At 34.2% G+C, this 21,242-nt stretch carries 15 protein-coding genes and 3 pseudogenes; 2 read left to right on the forward strand and 16 right to left on the reverse strand.

The window, feature by feature from the left end; translation table 11 throughout:
• Positions 1–31: 31 nt before the first annotated feature.
• The 11 genes and pseudogenes from leuS to ACQH21_RS00835 form a co-directional block, all read right to left on the reverse strand.
• On the reverse strand, positions 32–2,491 hold the full coding sequence (gene leuS / locus ACQH21_RS00785; RefSeq protein ID WP_425384286.1) for a leucine--tRNA ligase: 2,460 nt from the start codon (positions 2,489–2,491) through the stop codon (positions 32–34).
• A 4-nt stretch (positions 2,492–2,495) separates the two neighbouring features.
• On the reverse strand, positions 2,496–3,086 hold the full coding sequence (locus ACQH21_RS00790) for a murein hydrolase activator EnvC family protein (protein WP_007302156.1): 591 nt from the start codon (positions 3,084–3,086) through the stop codon (positions 2,496–2,498).
• A 52-nt stretch (positions 3,087–3,138) separates the two neighbouring features.
• Positions 3,139–3,465 carry a MerR family transcriptional regulator gene (locus ACQH21_RS00795; RefSeq protein WP_010402982.1) on the reverse strand — a complete coding sequence of 109 codons (327 nt, stop codon included), beginning with the start codon at positions 3,463–3,465 and terminating at the stop codon, positions 3,139–3,141.
• The gene (locus ACQH21_RS00800; RefSeq protein WP_007302154.1) at positions 3,462–3,761 is read right to left on the reverse strand and encodes an integration host factor subunit alpha; all 300 of its coding nucleotides are present in this window, start codon (positions 3,759–3,761) and stop codon (positions 3,462–3,464) included. Before ACQH21_RS00800 ends, ACQH21_RS00795 begins: the two co-directional genes overlap by 4 nt.
• A 38-nt stretch (positions 3,762–3,799) precedes the next feature.
• A pseudogene (locus tag ACQH21_RS00805) lies at positions 3,800–4,996 on the reverse strand (MFS transporter).
• Positions 4,997–5,302: 306 nt separating this feature from the next.
• Positions 5,303–7,237, reverse strand: coding sequence for an excinuclease ABC subunit UvrB (gene uvrB, locus ACQH21_RS00810; RefSeq protein ID WP_425384287.1), 1,935 nt, complete (start codon positions 7,235–7,237; stop codon positions 5,303–5,305).
• Between the two features lie 85 nt (positions 7,238–7,322).
• Positions 7,323–8,084, reverse strand: a complete 762-nt coding sequence (locus tag ACQH21_RS00815; protein WP_264376048.1) for a cytochrome c1 — start codon at positions 8,082–8,084, stop codon at positions 7,323–7,325.
• Positions 8,084–9,310 carry a cytochrome b gene (locus ACQH21_RS00820; RefSeq protein WP_425384288.1) on the reverse strand — a complete coding sequence of 409 codons (1,227 nt, stop codon included), beginning with the start codon at positions 9,308–9,310 and terminating at the stop codon, positions 8,084–8,086. Before ACQH21_RS00820 ends, ACQH21_RS00815 begins: the two co-directional genes overlap by 1 nt.
• Before the next feature lie 122 nt (positions 9,311–9,432).
• Positions 9,433–10,605, reverse strand: coding sequence for an ankyrin repeat domain-containing protein (locus ACQH21_RS00825; protein ID WP_425384289.1), 1,173 nt, complete (start codon positions 10,603–10,605; stop codon positions 9,433–9,435).
• A gap of 259 nt (positions 10,606–10,864) precedes the next feature.
• Positions 10,865–11,962: an ankyrin repeat domain-containing protein gene (locus ACQH21_RS00830; protein ID WP_425384290.1), complete on the reverse strand. Its 1,098-nt coding sequence runs from the start codon at positions 11,960–11,962 to the stop codon at positions 10,865–10,867.
• A 91-nt stretch (positions 11,963–12,053) separates the two neighbouring features.
• The gene (locus ACQH21_RS00835) at positions 12,054–12,332 is read right to left on the reverse strand and encodes a DnaJ domain-containing protein (RefSeq protein ID WP_280143668.1); all 279 of its coding nucleotides are present in this window, start codon (positions 12,330–12,332) and stop codon (positions 12,054–12,056) included.
• A 142-nt stretch (positions 12,333–12,474) separates the two neighbouring features.
• Here ACQH21_RS00835 and ACQH21_RS00840 point away from each other — a divergent pair, with 142 nt between their 5' ends.
• Both ACQH21_RS00840 and hisS read left to right on the forward strand, forming a co-directional pair.
• Positions 12,475–13,047: a NifU family protein gene (locus tag ACQH21_RS00840; RefSeq protein ID WP_425384291.1), complete on the forward strand. Its 573-nt coding sequence runs from the start codon at positions 12,475–12,477 to the stop codon at positions 13,045–13,047.
• Positions 13,044–14,267, forward strand: a complete 1,224-nt coding sequence (gene hisS, locus ACQH21_RS00845; RefSeq protein WP_425384292.1) for a histidine--tRNA ligase — start codon at positions 13,044–13,046, stop codon at positions 14,265–14,267. The genes ACQH21_RS00840 and hisS overlap by 4 nt, the downstream gene beginning before the upstream one ends.
• A 91-nt stretch (positions 14,268–14,358) precedes the next feature.
• On the opposite strand, the pseudogene ACQH21_RS00850 reads toward hisS, so the two are convergent.
• From ACQH21_RS00850 to ACQH21_RS00870, 5 genes and pseudogenes are all read right to left on the reverse strand, one after another.
• Positions 14,359–15,589: pseudogene (locus ACQH21_RS00850) on the reverse strand (IS256 family transposase).
• Between the two features lie 24 nt (positions 15,590–15,613).
• Positions 15,614–15,946 (reverse strand): integrase core domain-containing protein, encoded by a 333-nt coding sequence (locus ACQH21_RS00855; RefSeq protein ID WP_425384556.1) that lies wholly within the window; start codon positions 15,944–15,946, stop codon positions 15,614–15,616.
• Positions 15,947–16,099 (reverse strand): annotated as a pseudogene (locus ACQH21_RS00860) (IS481 family transposase); the annotation flags it as partial.
• 285 nt (positions 16,100–16,384) lie between these two features.
• Positions 16,385–19,174 (reverse strand): ankyrin repeat domain-containing protein, encoded by a 2,790-nt coding sequence (locus ACQH21_RS00865; RefSeq protein ID WP_425384293.1) that lies wholly within the window; start codon positions 19,172–19,174, stop codon positions 16,385–16,387.
• 212 nt (positions 19,175–19,386) lie between these two features.
• Entirely contained in the window at positions 19,387–20,856 is a 1,470-nt protein-coding gene (locus tag ACQH21_RS00870) for an AAA family ATPase (protein ID WP_425384294.1), read from the reverse strand.
• Positions 20,857–21,242 lie beyond the last annotated feature (386 nt).

The raw sequence follows: 21,242 nt of genomic DNA on the forward strand, positions 1-21,242 counted from the left end.
TACGAAATTAGGGACATGCTACTCAAAATTTTTATATAACTATGTTTACTACCTTATTTGGTACAGCATATATAGTGCGAATTTTGCTTTGATCGATTTTGTTAGATACAGAATCTGTTGCTATTTTCTTCAATTCTTCTTGAGATAAACCAGTTGCTACTTTGATGGTCGCACGCAACTTTCCATTGATCTGCACTGCCACAATTACCATATTATCAATTAGTAGTGATTCATCAGCTTGTGGCCAAGGCTTTAGATATAGCATACCTTCGCCTCCTATTTTTTGCCATAAATTTTCAGCCAGGTGTGGCATGAATGGCTCAATTACTCTGATTAGTATGCATATACCTTCATCAATAAGAGATTTTCCAGTTTTTACGTCTATTTCAGCTATTAAATTTGTCATTTCACGAAACTTTGCTACCACACAGTTTAATCTGCAGTTTTCCAAGTCATCTGTAAGCCCTTGCAATAGTTTATGGATTTTTTTTCTGTACTCTAGGAGTTTACCTACAATGTTTTCATTGTCATAGTGTATGTTTACGGGCCTAAGTTGCACTACCATACGCCACAATTTATTTATGTAGCGAAAACAACCTTCCACGCCATCATCAGACCATTCCATATCTTTTTCTGGGGGGGTATCGGATAATACAAACAAACGAGCAGTATCAGCACCGTATTTTTCTATGATAAAGTTTGGGTCAACTGTATTCTTCTTTGACTTACTCATCTTTTCGACTTTTCCAACTTGGATCTTAGCACCCTTCGCAATCAACTCTTTTGCTTTTTCGGGAAAGAGCCATTTGCCATTCTCATCTTTATAAGTTATATGGCAGACCATTCCTTGAGTGATTAAAGTAGAGAAAGGCTCTTTAACGTCAAAATAGCCACATTTAGTTAAAGCACGGCAGAAAAACCTTGAGTAAAGCAAATGTAGAATTGCATGTTCTATTCCACCTATGTAATAATCAACAGGCATAAAACGATTACAAGTATCTTTATTAATCGATTTATTTTCACTGCAAAATGCAGCAAAATACCAAGAAGATTCAAAAAAAGTGTCAAATGTATCAGTTTCACGTTCTGCTTGCTTTCCGCACTTTGGACAATCAACAAATTTCCAGGTTGGGTGCTTATCCAGGGGATTACCACCACTTGTAAATTCTACATCCGTTGGTAGAACAACAGGGAGGTCTTTTTCTGGAACTGGAACAATTCCACAATCTTTACAATGTATAATAGGTATAGGACATCCCCAATAACGTTGCCTTGAAATTCCCCAATCGTGTAGACGATAGTTTATTGTTTTCTTACCTATTCCTTTTTCTTCAAGTTTTTTTATGATTACTTTTTTTGCCTCATTAATCATTAGTACGTTTAAGAATTCAGAATTGAACATCACTCCATCACCGAAGTACGGTTCTTTTAAGATCTCTGTGCTCTCTTCACAAACTACAGGAATAATCGGTAAACCATACTTCTGTGCAAATTCAAAATCACGCTGATCATGTGCAGGGCAACCAAAAATCGCACCTTCTCCATACTCCATCAACACAAAATTCGCTATGTACAGTGGCAACTCTTTATCAAGAAATGGATGTTTGACATTTAATCTTGTGTAAATCCCGATTTTTTCATCATTCTCCCTCTTTACCTTCACACTGTCGATAAAGCCTTGTATGTCTTCGTCCTTAAGATCTCGCACAATAGGATGCTCTGCTGCTATTGCAAGAAAAGAAGCTCCAAATAAAGTATGAGGAGAAGTTGTAGAAATCTTTAACTTCTTATTCAAGCCAACTATTTCAAAATCTATAGTTGCCCCTTCAGATTTTCCTATCCAGCACTCTTGCATAGTTTTGACTTTTTCTGGCCAATTTTTTAAACTTTGCAGACAATGAAGCAAATCTTCAGCAAAATCAGTAATCTTTAAAAACCATTGGAATAACTTACGTTTTTCAACAACTGCACCTGATCGCCATCCTTTTCCATCAACCACTTGCTCATTTGCAAGCACTGTTTGGTCCACTGGATCCCAATTAACCCACGACTCTTTTCGATAGGCAAGACCATGCTTTAAAAAATCCAGAAAAAATTTCTGTTCGTGTTTGTAATAATCAGGCTCACATGTGGAAAGCTCGTGATTCCAATTGTAGGAAAGACCTATAGATTTTAGCTGTGCACGCATATTGTCTATATTCTCTTTTGTCCACGCTGCAGGGTTAATATTATTGTCCCTTGCTGCATTTTCAGCTGGTAATCCAAACGCATCCCAGCCAATTGGGTGCAAAACCTCAAATCCATGAGCTCTCTTGTAACGTGCTATAACATCTCCTATTGCATAGTTACGCAGGTGCCCCATATGAATCTTACCAGATGGATATGGAAACATTTCCAACACGTAACATTTCTTCTTTTTACTATCTTTGCTTACAGAAAAATCCCACTTATTTTGGTAGAATTTTTCAACGTTTTTAAAATCATATTTCATAAATTCAATCACAGTTTATATGTACTAAAGGATCGACTGCTTGACCATTATGCCTTATTGTGAAACACATCTGCGGATCTTTATCTTGTGTGCTTGATTTACCTGCAGATCCAATTACTTGACCTTGTTTTACTTTATCACCAATTTCAACTTGTATGTTTTTTAAATAGGAGTACATAGTCATGTAATTATCTTTATGTTCCACTATAATTAAATTTCCGTACCACCTCAGGCCTTTGCCTACGTATATTACTTTGCCAGGTGCAGAAGCAATAACCTTTGTTCCACTTTGAGCAGTAATTTTTATGCCATCTTGACATATTTTATCAGAAGAGGTAACTGCACCTTTAACCGGTATTACAAATTTACACATGCTTTGTGCATTATTGTTATATACCTTATCTACAAAGGCTTTTCTACTTTCTTTTCGCAGCGAAGAATCAACATTTTCTTTAATCAAATGATACTCCCTTGTGTACTCTAGGTCTCTTTTCCCATAAAATTCTTCGCCTTTAAGTAGTACAGGTGCAGGTTTTTGCAGGCCACAGCTTATCAGTATTGCTGATAATATAAAGAACAAGGCTATACGACACATACACTTATCTCTAGATATATCAACTTTCACAAAACTTTATAGTGTTTTTCGTCTATTTATTACTTTCTTCATTTATTTTATCAGTCAAATAGTCTCTTAAATCGGTAAGTTCTTGCAACAAATTTCTTGAATAATGATCAATTCTTACATCGTTACCAAATTCCTTTTGTACTCCTTTTATTGTATATCCTTTGTCATATAGCATATATTTTATTTTCTTTATTGCCTCTATACACTTATGATCATATAGTCTTCTTCCCTTCCGTTTTATGGGTTTAATTTGATGGAATTGACTTTCCCAGAATCTTAAAACATGCTGCTCCAAATGTAGTTCTTCAGCTACTTCTCCAATTGTGTAAAATAATTTTTCCTTATTCATCGGTTGTTTATTAATTTCTTCATCATTTTTGAAGGTCTAAAAGAAATTGATTTTCTCGCTTTAATTACTACCCTTTCCGATGTCTTTGGTATATTTCCTGGTCTTTCTTTCTTGTTTTTAACCAAAAATGTTCCAAATGAAGATATTTTTACTATTCCATCCTTTGCTAAGCTCGTTTTTATCTCATCCAATATATCATCTATTATTGCAATAGAGTCTTCTTTCGATAATCCAATTTCCTGGTTTATACATTCAGCTATTGTTGCCTTAGTTACTGTTGTGTCTTTTGTTGTCATAATTTATTACAGTATGTTAATATAATATAACAATCGACTCAAGATTCAGCTACTTTATTTTTATAGTATGTTTCTTTTGTAGCGTAATTAAAAATACTAGCAAATGTTAACATTGCAAATATTGTGAAAAGCGCCATTTGATGATCTGAAAAAAGTGCTAAAATTGACACTAAAATTCCACTCATAACAAACATAAATCCATTGATAATGGATGATGATGTGCTAATATACTTCTGCTCAACAATCTCACTACCAACAGTAAAATTAAGCATATGTCCTCCTGCAAAAAAACCAAACATTAACATACAAAAGTATATAATATGAACTGTTAAATTACCGCATAGTAAAATAATAGCTGAAATACTTTGCAATGTGGCAAAAGCAGAGATTACGTGCCTTCTATTTTTAAATAGATTTGAGATTAGATCTGCAATTGGAGCACCAACTGCAAGACCAAGCCACAATATTGCAGTTGCCACACCTAACTCCATTGTATTGAGTTCTAAGTTGCTTAGTAACCTTGGTGCCCACAGCATATTAAGCGCTAAAAATGTTCCAAAAGTAATAGCACCCACTATTGAGGTTATCTAGATATCTCTTAATTTTAGCACTGTTAGTACAGAACATATTACTGTTTTTATAGAGCTCTTTATTGTGTATTCCCCCAAATTTTTTTTTGAAAATCCTTTCGGATAAAAAAACATAAGTACAAATATCGATACGCCAAATAATATTACGCATACAATAAGATTTTTCCAATCTGCACCTTCGGCAAGCAAGCTAGAGAAGCACATTTGAATCATCAAAGCAGAAAGACTTGAAATTGTCTGCACTAGTGAGAACATCAGTCCAAATTGAGTAAGGGGAAAATATGTGCTACTTACATGAGCAGCGCCAATAAAACCAAACGATGCTCCAATTGCGATCAAAAATTGAGATAAAATTAAATGGGCAAAATTGTCACTCTTGATAAGGACAAAAAAACCAAAGAGCATGATTGACAATGAGAAAAAATAAATTTTTTTGCTGGAAAAAACATTAAACATTGCCCCACTAAAAAATTGTGAGATAGCAAAAGTCCAAGTATATGCTGAATTAGCTAGTGCAACTTGCGCGATTGTGAGCCCAAGTTCTTTTTCAAGATTCACGCTTATAAAGGTGTAGATTATCTGCATATTGCTGAATACAACAATCAAGTTACTGATTAGCCAAATGAACCAAGCTTTATTTTCCATAAGATTTTTTATAAATAGTCCATTGATAATAAACCTCTTTTAGGCTCTGATTATTGTTAAAACAGTTGCAATTATAGTATGATATAAAAGCTATGAAACAACAAATTTGTTGTGAGATTTAATTTGTTAGAGTCTGTACATAATCTCAAGAAAGAAATAAGTTCAACAATCATTACCTATAAGATAAAAGGTGAAAATTTGAAATTATCATGAACTGGCTCATTTTTCTGCCACTTAGATGATGTTTTTTCAAATTGTTGATAAATCAAAGTCAGTTTAGCTATTAATTATTCATCTTTTTTCTAATTATGCAGTGGATCTATTATTAAACCTTTCAATAATACTTTTTATTTTTGCTGCCTCTTCAAACTCTAAATTTTCAGCATGCTTCAACATTTGTTTTTTCAAACTGCTTAGATCATTCTGACTAAAATCCTCAATCACCACTTTTTCCCGTAAAGTATTTGATATAGGCTTTATTATAGTTTTTGGTACAATATTATGCAGTGTATTATGCTCTGTCTGTTTCTTTCTTCTCCTTTCAGTTTCTTTCAGTGCACGATCCATAGAATTAGTAATTTTGTCTGCATATAAAATTACTCTGCCTTCAACATTTCGTGCAGCACGACCTATCGTTTGAATGAGCGAAGTCTCTGATCGTAAAAACCCTTCTTTGTCAGCATCTAAAATTGCAACCAATCCACACTCGGGAATATCAAGACCTTCCCGCAACAAGTTAACGCCAACAAGAACATCTATTTCTTTAGATCTTAATTTGCATATAATTTCAATTCTTTCCAGTGCACCAATATCTGAATGTAGGTAAGTTACTTTCATACTGAGCTCACTCATATGTTCAGCTAGTTTTTCAGCCATTTTTTTTGTCAATGTGGTAATTAGAATACAAAACCCTTTTTTTATCGTCACTTGTGCCTCATGAATCACATCATCAACCTGACTCCCTGTTGGTTTTATGATGCAGATGGGATCTGTCAGTCCTGTTGGGCGGATAACTTGCTCTATAAATGCGTGATTAGTCTTTTCTAATTCATATTTTCCTGGAGTAGCCGAAACGTAAATAGTCTGTGGCCGTATTGCCTCCCACTCTTCCAATTTTAATGGACGGTTATCAAAAGCAGAAGGTAGCCTAAAACCATAATCTATCAATTTCTTTTTACGTGCTTCATTACCGCTATACATTGCACCTATCTGGGGAACGGTTACATGGCTTTCATCAACAAATAAAATTACATCTTTAGGTAAATACTCAAACAATGTAGGCGGTGGATCTCCGGCTTTCATTCCGTAAAGATAACGCGAATAATTTTCAATACCTTTACACACTCCCGTTGCCATCATCATTTCAATATCAAAATTAGTACGCTGCTCAAGGCGTTTTGCTTCAACAATTTTGTTCTGTGAATAGTAATAATCCAGGCGTTCATGTAGTTCTTTTTTAATCAATTGAACTGCTTGCAAAAGAGTCTCACGTGATGTAGTGTAATAGCTATTTGGAAAAATGGTGACTGTATCTATGCGTCTGATAATATTGCCGTTCATGGCATCAATCTCAGAAATTTCCTCTATTTCATCACCAAACAATGATAAACGCCAAGCTTTATTTTCATAATAGGCAGGAAATATATCAATAATATCGCCGCGCACTCTGAAATATCCTCGCTCAAATCTGACATCAGAACGTTTATATTGGAGATTAACTAAATTATTCAGAAAGTCATTAACATGAATCTTATCTCCAGCACTTAAAGTCAAGGTCATGCTGAGATAGCTCTCAGGCGAACCAAGACCATATATACAAGAAACACTCGCAACTACAATCGTGTCCCTACGCTCCAAAAGAGAGCATATAGCAGAATAGCGTAGCATATCAATTCTTTCATTTATTAAAGAGTCTTTTTCAATATAAGTGTCTGTTTGTGGCGAATAAGCCTCAGGCTGATAATAATCATAATAAGAAATGAAGTATCCAACAGCATTGTGAGGGAAAAATCCTCTCATCTCCTCGTAAAGCTGCGCCGCTAAAGTTTTATTATGTGCTATAATTAATGCAGGCCTGTTTGTTCTTGCAATAACATTTGCCATAGTGAAGGTTTTTCCAGAGCCAGTAACTCCAAGCAAAACCTGATCTCTTTTATTACTATTTAACCCTGCAACTAAGTTGTCTATTGCCTGTGGTTGATCTCCAGCTGGCTGAAAATGTGTAACTATTTGAAATTCCATACCTTTATATTTTCATAATGTATTTATTACTATACAATACATTTACTAGTGTAAATAAGGTATGAAAGAATGAACATAAAAAACTCTATTTTTTCTTTTTATAGAGCCTGCTCCAAATCCTGTTGTTGGTTAATACAAAAAACACCGTCAAAATTATAAAATATGTCACTATTTTTAGCCCAAGTTTATGTCGGCGCTCCAGTTCTGGCTCTGCTGCCCATTGTAAGAAATTTACCACATCATATGCCATATTTTCAACTGTGGCTTGCCTTGTACCATCATATTCTACCATTCCTTCAGAGAGTGGTGGTGCCATAGCTAACCTGCCTGTTGAAAAATATGGATTAAAATATAAACCGTTCTCATCATGTTCACCGTTTTGATAACCAATTAGTAGTGAATAGACATAATTTGCACCATCATGTCTTGCTTTGACAATTAATGATAAGTCCGGTGGAATTGCTCCATTGTTGCTTGCTGCAGCTGCTTCTTTTGTATCAAAAGGTGCAATAAAATAATCCGAAGACACTCCCGGCCTATCAAACATTTCACCCAAATCATTCGGACCATCTTTAACTTGGTAAGAGGCTGCAATTTGTTTTACATCCTCTTCAGAAAAACCAACATCTTGCAAATTACGAAACGCTATTCTATTCATTGAATGGCAAGCAGCACAGACTTCCTTGTATACTTTATAGCCACGCTGAATTGACTCTCTATCGAAAGATCCAGTAATTCCATCAAAACTCCAGTCGATTTTCTTATTTGGTAAAGGTTTAAACTCCTCTGCAGACAAAGAATTAGTGAGAAGTAATATACAAAATACAGCAACTTTAACCAACAGCATCACTTCATCTCCGGAACGGAATCGCTTATTGTTTTTGGTAATTTTTTTGGTTTCTCATACTTACTAAGTAAAGGTAAAATTATCACAAAATATGAAAAATAATAAAGAGTTGAAAGCCTACTTAAAGTAATGTAAGGCTCCTTAACTTCTTGTCCCCCAAGCCAGGCAAGAAATGCAAAATTTATTGCAAAAACCCAAAAAAATTTCTTAAATAATGGACGGTAGGAACCACTTTTAACCTTTGATTTATCAAGCCAAGGCAAAAGAAACCACACTAAAATAGATCCAAACATGGTAAGTACACCAATAAGTTTATTTGGAATTGAACGCAGCATCGCATAAAAAGGTAAGAAATACCACTCTGGCACTATATGTACTGGAGTTACCATAGGATCAGCCTCTATATAATTGTCAGGATGCCCAAGATAATTAGGGGCATAAAAAACAAATCCAAATAAAATTATAAAAAATAAACCAAAAGTTATGCAGTCCTTTGCTATATAGTAAGGATAAAAAGGAATGGTATCCTTATCTGACCTGACTTCTATTCCACTTGGATTATTAGAGCCAAACCTATGCAGAGCAACAACATGCAACATAGCTAAAGCGATAATAATGAAAGGCATAAGATAATGCAGCGCAAAAAAACGATTGAGCGTTGGATTATCAACAGAGAAACTTCCCCATAGCCATATAACTATTTTATCACCAATTAAAGGTATAGCCGAGAATAAATTAGTTATAACTGTTGCACCCCAAAAACTCATTTGTCCCCATGGAAGAACATATCCCATAAAGGCAGTTGCCATCATTGCAAAAAATATAAATATGCCAATAAACCATACCATTTCTCGCGGTCTCTTATAAGATCCGTAATATAATCCACGCATGATATGAACATAGACCACCATAAAGAAGAGCGACGCCCCAACAGCATGAGTATAACGTATCAGCCATCCATAACTTACGTCACGCATTATACGCTCCACACTATTAAATGCATGATCAACATGCGGAGTGTAGTGCATGGCAAGAAATATACCTGTTATTATTTGTAAAATCAGCGCTATACCAGCTAAAGAACCAAAATTCCAAGCATAATTTAAATTTTTTGGTACTTGATAAGAAGCAGTATGTTTTAGAAAAGAAAATATAGGCAGTCTATACTCTATCCAACCTAATATACCTTTTTCTTCTATTATTTCTTTTTTGCTATCATCTTCCATAACTTAAAGCTTTGTCATCTTAACTCATTGTATTGTAACAATTTAACGCTAATAAACAATAAAAAGTTTAAGTTTAAAGAGTAGATTTCACAAAAACAAGCACTCAAATTTGAGTGCTTGTTTTAAAGGGACTTTTGATGACATACACCTTTAGATATTGTTGAATTGCTTAATGAACTTCGAGGACATTGATAAAGTTTTTCACACTTACTGAGTGCCGTCTCGAATTTTTTTTCTATAATGTCAAGTTCTCTTTCTTTATTTTTTTCTGCTGTCAAAGGTGAATCGTCTAGTGGCCTAAAATGTTGTTTTCTTGTGAACTTACTTATTGCTAAAGCAGTTAGCAGAACTGTTCCATTACAATCAATTTGTGAAGAACCAATAGGACTTCCAGTTAAACGTGCAACAGATTGCTGTACAGTAGGTAAAGCAGGAGCGCTGCTGAATAAGCAACTGATGGTGGTAGTCATCCAACTAAATATACTATTAATAAAAGAAGAAGGTTTTACTGCATTGCTTGCAGTGCTGCTAACTTCTTCAAAATTTTCTCTGATAAGAGTGAAGGAAGAATTCACTGTTCTACTTGCCAAGTCTGTGGTATTACTAACTTCCAATTCTATCTTGATTGCTTTGGTAGGGAATAATGAAAGATTCGCTGCACTACTTACAGAATCTGTGGCGTCATTAGCGTCTAACCCTACCTTAACACCTGCTTTTATAGAAGTTAATTTTGCTTCACAATCATCTTCAGTAGCACTGCTCAATACAGATTCTATCTCTTGAATTTTACTATTGCTATTACATCTATCTTTTCTATAACCTCCAACAACATCTAATGCTGTTTTGCCGTACTGACTTTGAATACTAGCATCAGCACCTCTACAGAGTAGGAGTTTTACCATATCTAAATGACAATGGTTAAATGCTAAGTACAAAGGTGTAAAGCCTTTATAATTTGTAGCATTGATGTTAGCATCACGATCAAGTAAAAACTGTGCTATTTCTAGTTTGCCATTAATAGCAGCAATGTGTAAGGGAGTACTCAAATATCGACTGCTAATAGTAGTATTAACATCAGCACCACTATCACACAAAAACTGCAATACCTTTAAGTTACCTATGTAAGTAGCAGAATGCATAGGCTTCATACTATATTTTTCATTATTCAAAATCTCATTTTTTATGTGTCTATGTTCTGCCTCTTCAATATATTCTTTAACTTTCTCAAAATCATCTCTGTTTATAGCAGAAAATAATTTTTTTCTCAGGCTCTCAATTATTTCTTGTCTTTCCATCAAATACCTCCTAAAAGACAACGTTCCCGGCTTTATATCACACAATTTAGTATGTGCAAGTGAAATTTACAGAGAAAAAATTTCAATAGTTAAAAATTAGGTCTTCATCAATCTATCACTTTAACTTTCGTACAAGACATGCTGAGCTTCCTTATTCAAATTTTTTTGCTCTTAATAAGAAGCAATATGCTTTAGAAAAGGAAATAAGGGATAAGTTTTGTAAATAAGCACTCGAATTCGAGTGCTTATTTTAACTGATTTAGAGGGACTTTTGATGCATACCTTTAGATATCGTTAAATTGCTTAATGAACTTTCAGGATGTTGATAAAGTTTTTCACACTTACTAAGTGCTGTCTCGAAGTTTTTTTCTATAGTGTTAAGACTTCTTTCTCTAATTTCTTGTATTGTGAGAAGTGAATCTTCTAGTGGCCTTGAGTATTTTTTCTCTGTGAACTTTCTGATCATTACATCAGTTAGTAGAGCTGTTGAATTAAAATCAACTTGTGAAGAACCAATTGGGCTACCAGCCAAGTGATCAACAGATTGCTGTGCAGGAAGTAAAGTAGGAGCACTGCTGAATAAGCCATTGAGTGTGGCAGTGGTTACCCAACTAAATATACTATTAATAAAAGAAAAAGGTTTTACTGCACTGCTTGGTGCAGGATCTGGAGTATCACCAGCTTCCAATCCTATCTTAGTATTTGCCCTGGTGGAGGCTGAGAAAGGGTTCGCTGTACTACTTGCTGCATCTGGAGTATCACCAGCTTCTAATTCTAACTTAGTATTTATTCTAGCAGAAAGTAATAGTTCTGTACAATTATTTTTATGAAATCTTAACACAGCTAAGAATATTTTTTTTATGTCACAGCCATCACTGCAAAGACTTTCATAACCTGGAATAACCTCAAATGCTATTTTGCCATTTGTACTTCTAATATTAATATCAATATTATTATCAAGCAGAACTTTTGCTATATCTAATCGACACTGATAAAGTGCTAAGTGTAAAGCTGTAAAATTTTGCATTCCTTGAAAGCTAGTGTTGCCGTGAATACAATCAAATACAACTTTCTCCATATCATATGTTACAACAATGGATACGGAAGGAACAATGCACGCATCACTCACAGCATTAACACGAGCACCATTGTTAATCAAAAACTGCAATATCTTTGAGTTAGCTCTGTAAGTAGCAAAATGTATAGGTGCCATGCCATATTGCTTACCATTAATAATATCATTTTGTACACCTTTAATCTTTGCCTTTCTGACACATCTTTTAACTTTCTCAAAATCAAGTTTGTTTATAGCAATAAACAATTTATTCCTTAACTCTTCTATTCTGTATTTTCGCATCAAATACCTCCTATAAGACAATGCCCTTGGCTTTGTATCACATGATTTAGTATTTACAAGTAAAATTTACAGAGAAAACAATAGTTAAAAATTAGGTCTTTAGCAATCTATCACGTGCTGCGTTTAACTTTTGTGCAAAATATTCCGAGCCTCCCTTGTCTGGATGGACCAGTTTCATTAAATTTTGGTATGCCTTATTGATTTCATTTTGGCTTGCCTCGGAATTCAGCCCCAGTATTTTTAATGCTTCATCTTTGGACATATTATCACCAGTGTAATTTTTGGTGTAACTTTTACTGCTGTTAAATTCGTTCAAAAACTTACTTAATATAGAGTTCATCATAAAACTTATGTTATTTCTCTTTGCCAAAAAGAGAAAAAATACAACAACGCTAGGTAAAACAAACGTGATTATTGTGAATATCAAAAAAAGGAAGAAGATGAATGACATGTATATTTTTTTATCATTTTATGATTAAATAGTAACAATTATAATTGTCATGGTAAATAACATGTTTATCCAGATTGAAGAAACACCAAACCCAAACACGCTGAAATTTCTTCCTGGTTTTGAAATTTTAAGCGAAGGAGAAACAGCTGATTTTTCAAATGCAGATGAAATAAAGAACTCCAAACTAGCAGTAAATCTTTTTCAAATAGAACATGTTGTAAGAGTATTTTTTGGTCATGATTTTATTTCGGTAACAAAATCAGATAGAATGAATTGGGATATAGTAAAGGTGGAAATTTTAACTACAATTATGGATCACTTTACTTCTGATGGAAAAGCATTTGATAAAGAAGGAGTAAGTGATAATAAAATGCTAGAGGAAGAATTCTTTAATGAAAATGATATAGAAATTGTAAATAGAATAAAAGAATTGATGGAAAGTTATATTAAACCTGCAGTTGCTCAAGATGGTGGTGATATCAAGTTCCGTGGCTATAAAGACGGAATAGTTTACGTTGAACTGCAAGGAGCTTGCTCTGGGTGCCCAAGTGCTGCAATTACCTTAAAACAAGGAGTGCAGAATATGCTAAGCTATCACATACCAGAAGTTTCAGGTATAGAGACTATGCTATGACTAATCAAACAGTTAGAGGAACAAAAGATCTCCTGTTTGATGAATGGTACAAGTTTAAACACATAGAGCAAACAGCAAGCAGAATCTCAAGTTTATACGGCTTTTTACCTGTTCAAACTCCGATATTTGAATACACAGAAGTCTTTACAAAGACTTTAGGTGATAGCTCAGATATTATCACTAAAGAGATGTATACTTTTATTGATAAAGGGGGAAAGAGCATAACTCTGCGTCCTGAGTTCACTGCAGCTATTGTTAGGTTACTCATTGAAAAAAAACTGCAAACGCCGATAAAATTATTTTCAATAGGGCCTGCATTTCGCTATGAAAGACCGCAAAAGGGAAGACAAAGGCAATTTCATCAGATAAATTTTGAGGTTTTTGGCATAGAAGATCCAAAAGCTGATATTGAATTGATATCACTCGCTCAGCACTTACTAACTGAATTTGGCATCAATAAAAATGTAAAGCTGGAAATCAACTCTCTGGGTGATAGTGAAACAATAACTCAGTATAGAGAAGCTTTGATATCGTATTTAAAAAAGTTTCAAAATGACCTATCAGAAGATAGTCAAAATAGATTGATTAAAAACCCACTCAGAATATTAGACTCTAAGGATAAGACAGATAAAGAAATAATCTCTGACGCACCAAAAATCAGTGATTATTATACAAAAGAATCTTCATATTTCTTTGACCAGGTGTTAAATGGACTGCAAGCTCTTGGCATACCTTACACTGTAAATAGCAAATTAGTTCGAGGTCTAGACTATTATTGTCACACAGTATTTGAATTTGTCACAGAAGATTTAGGTGCACAAGGAGCAGTTTTTGCCGGTGGAAGATACGATAATCTAGTATCTTCAGTAGGTGGAAAACACACTCCAGCAATAGGATTTGCAGGGGGGATTGAGCGTATAATGGAATTAATCAACTATGCTGAAAAAAAAGAGAGGCCTATTTATATAATTCCAATCGGTGGAGAAGTTGAAGAACATGCTCTAACACTTGCAAGTGAATTACGCAGAAATGGTTTATATGTGATTTACGAATATAGTGGAACTCTAAAAACCCGAATGAAAAAAGCAAATCAAGCAAATGCAAAAGTTGTATTAATCTTTGGTGATGAAGAGCTAAGCAGTAAAACTTTAAAAATTAAAAATATGGACACGGGTGAAGAAAAAATGATTGCTCGCGATAAAACCGTAGAAAATATCTAATCAGAAGCAATAGGAGTGTTAGCTATAGAAGAAAATTCCTCTGCACAAGAAATTTTTGGGAATGTTCAAAAAAGTGTGTCAAAGCGAATTTTTAGTTCAACTCAATTTTTAACCTATCAGGAAAAAAGATATCAAGTTGAGATATAGTTAGAGCCCAATTAGGCAAAGCCATAGCCCATTTTTGCTCTATCTTTTTTATAGCACAATATACCAATTTGTACAAGGCATTTGTACTGGTAAATGAACCTTTGGTTTTAGTAAATTTTCTGATTTGTCTGTGCAACCCCTCAATTGGATTGGTGGTATAAATTAGCCTTCTAACAGGGCCAGAATACTTAAAATAACTAGACAAATTTTCCCAATTGTTTTGCCACGATTTTATGACTAAAGGATATTTTTCACCCCATTTTTCCTCCAGTTCAAGTAAATAATTTTCGGCGATTTCTCTACTTGTAGCACGGTATATTTTTTTCAAATCATTCATAAAAACTTTTATATCTTTGCTGGATACGTATTTTAGTGAATTTCTTATTTGGTGCACAATGCATAACTGTACCTCAGCATTGGGAAATACGCTATTTATAGCTGTAGGGAAGCTTTTCAGACCGTCAACACAAGCTATCAAAATGTCTTCTACTCCTCTCTCTTTTAAGTCATTTAATACGCCTAGCCAGAAGTTAGCTCCCTCACTTTCTGCTAAGTAAAAACCCAGTACTTCTTTTCTGCCATTTTGGTCTATTCCTAATATATTGTACATGCATTTACTTATGCAATGTCCATTCTCTTTGACCTTAAAAAACATCCCATCCATAAATACTATCGGGTATACTGATTGTAGGGGACGACTCCTCCATTCATTGATTATAGGCAGTAATTTATCTGTAATTCCAGATATCTCTGCTGCAGATATTTTATGGTCATAGATTTCTTCCACATAGGATGCTATATCCCTGTATCCCACACCGCTTGCAAACATGTTCAAGACCTTTGTTTCAAGTTCTGGATGTAAGCTTGTTTGCCTTTTTTTCACTATCTGTGGTTCGAAACTTCCCTCTCTATCTCTTGGTGTCAATAGTTCAAATACTCGTCTTCAAAGTTTTGCCATTCTTTCCGTTTCTTCGATTCTTTTCTTCTCTTTCATTGGATAAATGATGCTCTATTTCACCTTCTAGACTTGCTTCCAGCAGCCTTTTTACAAATGGTGTTAATGCTCCATCTCTCCCCATCAATGGTTTACCTTCCCTTATTGATGACAGTATATTTGCTTCCAGCTCTTTGTAATCTACCAGGCCAGTCGTTCCATTTTCTATTTTGTAACTCATATATCAAACCTCTATTTTTTGTTTCTATTTTATTTTTATTTCTCGGTTTGACACACTTTTTTGAACATTCCCGAAATAATTTTTTTGTATTTCACTTAGACAAGGAATTGTTTTTTCCAGTTCTTTATATTTTTCCCAAGGAGTCTTTCCCTGAAGAGAGCTATGAGGACGTTGTTTATTATAATATTCTTCCCAATCCCTAAGCTTGACTTGCAGTTCATGATCCTTAATGTTAACGCTACTATAAAATTCATCTAAATCTGTACGCTGCGCTCTTTCTACTTTACCATTTAAATGTGGTGAAAACGGCTTAATTGGACGGAATTTTATTTTCCATTCTTTTAGACACTCTTGCACTTCGTAAGCAAAAAATTCTTGTCCTCTATCGGTTTGAATCCTTTGACAATGAAATGGAGCCCTTTCCCTTAATTGTTTTAAGAAATCCAGAGTATTTTTTGAAGTACGCCTTGAGTATAAGCAGCTAAAACAATATTGTGAACTACTGAGCAATGAGAAAAAGCAAGATCTTTATGAAAAGGTTCTGAAGGCAATGCATAAAAACCAGGAAATCAATCAGGTGAAGAAACTGAACGAAATAGCTGCTGTCATAGAAGAGGCTATTATTGCCCATAAAGATGGAGACAAGAGGGAAGAAAGTTAGATTAAAATCAGTACAACTAGCCTACAAGATCTTAAAGCTAGTGGCATGCTTGAAAGACCATAAATATCAAGAAGCAAGATAACTTTTTTAGAATAATCTTTAAGCTATTAACTCAATATCACCATCTGTCCTTACTATATACAACGGTTTACTGTTTCTTTGAAACTTAAGGCTCCTCTTATTTCGTCAAGCTTTGTCAAAGGACCAGTTTTTCCATTAGATTGACTGATTGCTTCAGAACGCATCAATTTTCCAGACCTTTCAAAATATCCCTTTTCAATAGCATTGTAGACCAGATACCCACCAAGCGAGCAATTCTTACCTAATTCCTCTTTACAATCTTTGAACTTTTCCAGTATTTCCTTTTTATTACTCACTTCTACTATTATTTTATCTTTATCTTTCTTGTCAGGAGACAAATTAACTTCTAATTCTCCTAAACTAGTATAGAAAGTTAATACTATATCGCTACCATCTGCAAGATCAGTATAATACCTTATGCCTTTTTGCGTTATAATCTCTACCTCGCTTTTACCGATCTTTATTATATCTCTTCCGTATTCTATTTCTCCTTGAGTTAGTCCTAAATCCCTTGCCCCATCTGTAATCTTCGCAACATCTATTTTGCTGTTCTCAGAATATTCTAAGTAAAAAGTAGAGTTATCTATTTTTGCATTTTTTACTTTACCATTAGTTGCACTTTTAACAATTTCCATAAACTCTAAAGTATTATTGACATATTCTTCATGAGCTTTTTTCATATTAGTTTTGTGATCTTTAAATTCTGATTCCAGTGTATCGATTACATCTATACTACTTAAGTTATGCAACACCGCTCCTTTTGATACCAATTTACATACTATACCACTAGCAACTTCTATATCATTTTCAACTTTAGAACTCTTTTTTAATGCACTAATTTTTTTCATTACACAATCTGTAAAATTATATGTATCTTGGTACATCATTTTACCTGGATGAATAAGAAAATTAAATCTTACTCCAGACTCTATAGCTTTGTTTACAACTTGTTCTAGTTTCTTCATATCTTGAGCTGCACCTACTTCACCTAAAAACATTTTCAACTTCTGCTGCTGGTTTAATATTAAATTATCCCATAAAGTTCCAGATTCAGGCGAATGTTCTTTTCTATCTAATCTTTCATAGTCAATCGCTTCCGCTTCTAACAGCAGTCTTTTTGCTTCTTCATAAGGAGCTTCACAATCACGAAAATGTCTTGAATAAAAAACGATTCTGAGATTTAGAAGAATTTCTGATTTTCCTTGATAATCACGAAGGTTCAAAATCCTTTTAAGATCTTGAGTACTCTTGTATTTACTCAAAAACCCTTTTAGTTCAGTAAAGTCTGTGAAAAAGTCTTCTGCATCAACAATACGACCAAGCTCTGTGCACAATCTTTTTTGATTGTCAGTTAAAAAGTGCATTTCAACATGGTAGTTATGATTATCAGTTGCAACTTGTAGCGGAGTTTTTTCCTGTTTATCCTTTTTACTGGAGTCAGCTCCATGCTCTAGGAAAATATTTACACTTTTCTCATCACCAATACCAGCAGCACAATGCAAAGGCGTTCTCTTCTCACTATCCTGCACATTAGGATCAGCACCTGCTTTTATGAGAGACCCTATATTATTACACGAAGCATAATGTAATGGTGTTTTTCCTCTATCGTCCTTTTTATTAGGATCAGCTCCAGCCTCTAAGAGTAAATTCACATATTTTTCTGCTAACTTACCATCCATACTTGATATTACATGCAATATTGTTAACCCAGATTCTCCTCTTGGAAGATTAAGGATGTATTCTAGATCGTCATCATCTTTATTCTCTCGTAAAAAATTACGTAAAATATTTTCATCACGATCACTCAAATATGAAAGATCTTTAAGAATACTTAACAATTTTTTATTCAACTCCTTTTGCTCTTGTGTTAAACCAGATACGTCAGCAAACCACGTACATAATAAATTATCAAATGCATCTCTTCTAACATTATCAATTAATGGACAACCATTACGAAACAGCAATGAATATTTAAGCAATTCATATTCATCATCCACTTGCTCCCCTGTTGTTGTTTTCTCTGCTTTTTTCGGAAGATGATTATTTTTGATTAATTCAGTTAAACGCTTGAGAGTTCTATAACTTTTATTTTCCAATAAAGGATTTGCCCCTTTTTTCATTAAAGCCTTAACTGTTTCTGCATGACCATTTTGAACAGCAAGGTATAATGGAGTCACCTTATCAGATTCACTCAACACGTTAACATTTACCCCTTTTTCTATGAGAGCCTTTACTATCTCTGTATGACCCATTTGAGCAGCAAAGTGTAATGGAGTCCAACCGTTTTGATTTACTGCATTAACATCTGCCCCTTTTTCTATGAGATCCTTTACCACCTCTGTAAGACCTATTTTAGCAGCAAAGGGTAACAGAGCACACTTATCAACTGCATTAACATCTGCCCCTTTTTCTATGAGGGTCTTTACTATCTCTGTATGGCCTTCTACAGCAGCGTGATGTAATGGAGTATAGTTATCTTCTCCCACTGCATTAACAATTGCCCCTTTTTCTATGAGAGCTTTTACTATTTCTGTACGGCCATCTGCAGCAGCACAATGTAATGGAGCCCATCCGTATTGATTTGCTTTATTAACGTCAGCCCCTTTTTTTATTAGAAGCTCTGTTACCTTTGCAAGGCCATTTGCGGCAGCTATATGCAACAACGTAAGTTGACTATCTGATAATGTATAATTTACGCCACATTGATTATCCTGCCACTCTTGATATGTGTCTGGATTTTCTTTTTCTAACTTCTCTCCTATTTTTTTTATTATATTGCTCTCATTTAAATCATTGTCAGCATTTATTGAAGTTAATATGCCTAACCACTGCTCATATTCCATAATCCATACCTAAAATTATTTATTTTATAACTAGAAAAACGGTCAATCCATAATGAAATGACTAAAGACATTATGTATAACACATAAAAAACTAATGCAAGCATAATTTTTCTAACTTTATTATTTTTTACTACCATAAACTTCACTGACATTGATGTGCACACCTCTGAGCCTACTATGCTTCTGTTTGTTAATTAGTTATGCTTGCTAGATTAACGACATTGCGATTTACTAATTACTTCAATATCATTATCATCAGAATGCAAAGAGTTCAGTGACTGGCTACGCGATATTGGCGGTACTTCACTTAAATTGCTACTTGGACATGGCTGATCATTATTGCTACCGCCAGGACTTGACAGACTTGACGACCTACTACGGGATACACTTGAGTCATTGGTAACTTGAGCAGGTGAATTACAACGACTACCATAACCCTCATCTAAGTGTAATAAAGGATTAGTTGGCACTTGATTATTGCTTTGCATGTTATTATACTGCTTACTCGACATACTTTTACGAGACTTCGCGAAATTTCTACATTCAGTTATAAACTTAGTCAGTAAAAGTTCTTTACTTTCAATTGCAAGTTGTATCAAACCATTCATATCTGCTATTGACAAACCTACAAAATTACGACATTCGTTCTTAGGTGATCTAAGATGTGCGGGTTTTAATGTACCATTCAGACCCTGTATCAGTTTTCTACATGTGCTTTCTTCTTCTAGTGTAGGAAAATTAATGCATGACAAACGACCGTGCCTAGTAGGCGCAGAATCTAAAACACCTGGACGATTAGTTGCACCAAGCACTGTCATACCTTCCATAGTGTTAAGTCCATCTAATTTCTCTAATAAATAATTTAAAGATCTTGAATATTTTCCATCATCAAAATCATTAGGGCGCTTTGCGCCAATACTGTCAATTTCATCTATAAAAACTATACAAGGAGCGTTCTTCTCTGCTTTCTCAAAAACCTGACGCATATTTGATGTATTAGTCAAATTAGAGGCAGAAACGCTTATAAATGCAGATGTAAATCTAGTTTCATATGCAATCACCTTAGCAGCCGTCGTCTTACCAGTTCCTGGTTGACCGCACAAGATGTATCCTTGTCTTTTTTTTAGAGCATTTGGTTCACAAATCCTTCTCAACTTTTGTTTTATATCGTTTGAAAGTATAACATCATCAAGTGTTATTATCTCTTCTCTTTCCTGACCTTTTTCATAGAAGCCCATCTGCAGCTCTTCTTCACATTTTATTGCAACACCATCGAGCTCTTTCCTTAGCTCTTTATCAAATGTTGTTTTGAAACTACTAAGTTCATTCCTTAGCTCTTCCATTTTATCACATTGAATACTAAGCTTCTTATCTAGCTCTTCCATATTTAGCCCTTTGATTTGATGCGTATTTGTAGCTAATTTAATTTTTTCATTAAATTCTGCTTCTTTGACATCTAATTTTTTATTCTGACTGATTATTTTGTATGAAAGTGCAATTACTGCTGTAGAAAGCGCAAATAAAATCAAAATAACGGGAAGGGATATACCTATGGCTGCAATTGAAGATAAGAATGCAACATAGAGAGCTATAGCAAAAACCCCAGACGTAAGTAACGTAAGAGTAGTAAGGGTACCAGCTATAAAAGAAGGTGTATTAGTTCTATTAAACACACTTTTCATTGTACCACCTCACAAACCAACCAAAAAAGTACTATATAATTTCCTGAATCAGATAAGCCTGATGATGGATTTATGTATAAAATCCTTTTAGCTTATCTTGAGCTTGTAAACATATGAAACGATACCTAATGCAATGTTTTGAAGTTTATATAGTAAAGTTAGGCGTTTGTATACTACCTCCTAATATAACAAAAACCCAATTTTAATTATAATGTGGGGTTTTCATAAGTCAACCACTTTTTAAAAAAATATTTTCAATAAAAATGTAAGCCAATTAGCACCACAAAAAATCTAATTATTGACTTTTTCCAAAAAGCACAAAAAAGTACCTACCTTTGCGAGAACAATTTAAATAAAAGCGGCGTTGTAAAAATAAAAGCATGAAA

This window comes from Wolbachia endosymbiont (group B) of Eupithecia inturbata, from assembly GCF_964030915.1.
Lineage (GTDB): Bacteria > Pseudomonadota > Alphaproteobacteria > Rickettsiales > Anaplasmataceae > Wolbachia.

Excerpts from the sequence above, each read along its gene's own strand:
- leuS (WP_425384286.1), bottom strand. The coding sequence starts at position 2,491 with ATGAAATATGATTTTAAAAACGTTGAAAAATTCTACCAAAATAAGTGG.
- ACQH21_RS00790 (WP_007302156.1), bottom strand. The coding sequence starts at position 3,086 with ATGTGTCGTATAGCCTTGTTCTTTATATTATCAGCAATACTGATAAGC.
- ACQH21_RS00795 (WP_010402982.1), bottom strand. The coding sequence starts at position 3,465 with ATGAATAAGGAAAAATTATTTTACACAATTGGAGAAGTAGCTGAAGAA.
- ACQH21_RS00800 (WP_007302154.1), bottom strand. The coding sequence starts at position 3,761 with ATGACAACAAAAGACACAACAGTAACTAAGGCAACAATAGCTGAATGT.
- uvrB (WP_425384287.1), bottom strand. The coding sequence starts at position 7,237 with ATGGAATTTCAAATAGTTACACATTTTCAGCCAGCTGGAGATCAACCA.
- ACQH21_RS00815 (WP_264376048.1), bottom strand. The coding sequence starts at position 8,084 with ATGCTGTTGGTTAAAGTTGCTGTATTTTGTATATTACTTCTCACTAAT.
- ACQH21_RS00820 (WP_425384288.1), bottom strand. The coding sequence starts at position 9,310 with ATGGAAGATGATAGCAAAAAAGAAATAATAGAAGAAAAAGGTATATTA.
- ACQH21_RS00825 (WP_425384289.1), bottom strand. The coding sequence starts at position 10,605 with ATGGAAAGACAAGAAATAATTGAGAGCCTGAGAAAAAAATTATTTTCT.
- ACQH21_RS00830 (WP_425384290.1), bottom strand. The coding sequence starts at position 11,962 with ATGCGAAAATACAGAATAGAAGAGTTAAGGAATAAATTGTTTATTGCT.
- ACQH21_RS00840 (WP_425384291.1), top strand. The coding sequence starts at position 12,475 with ATGTTTATCCAGATTGAAGAAACACCAAACCCAAACACGCTGAAATTT.
- hisS (WP_425384292.1), top strand. The coding sequence starts at position 13,044 with ATGACTAATCAAACAGTTAGAGGAACAAAAGATCTCCTGTTTGATGAA.
- ACQH21_RS00865 (WP_425384293.1), bottom strand. The coding sequence starts at position 19,174 with ATGGAATATGAGCAGTGGTTAGGCATATTAACTTCAATAAATGCTGAC.
- ACQH21_RS00870 (WP_425384294.1), bottom strand. The coding sequence starts at position 20,856 with ATGAAAAGTGTGTTTAATAGAACTAATACACCTTCTTTTATAGCTGGT.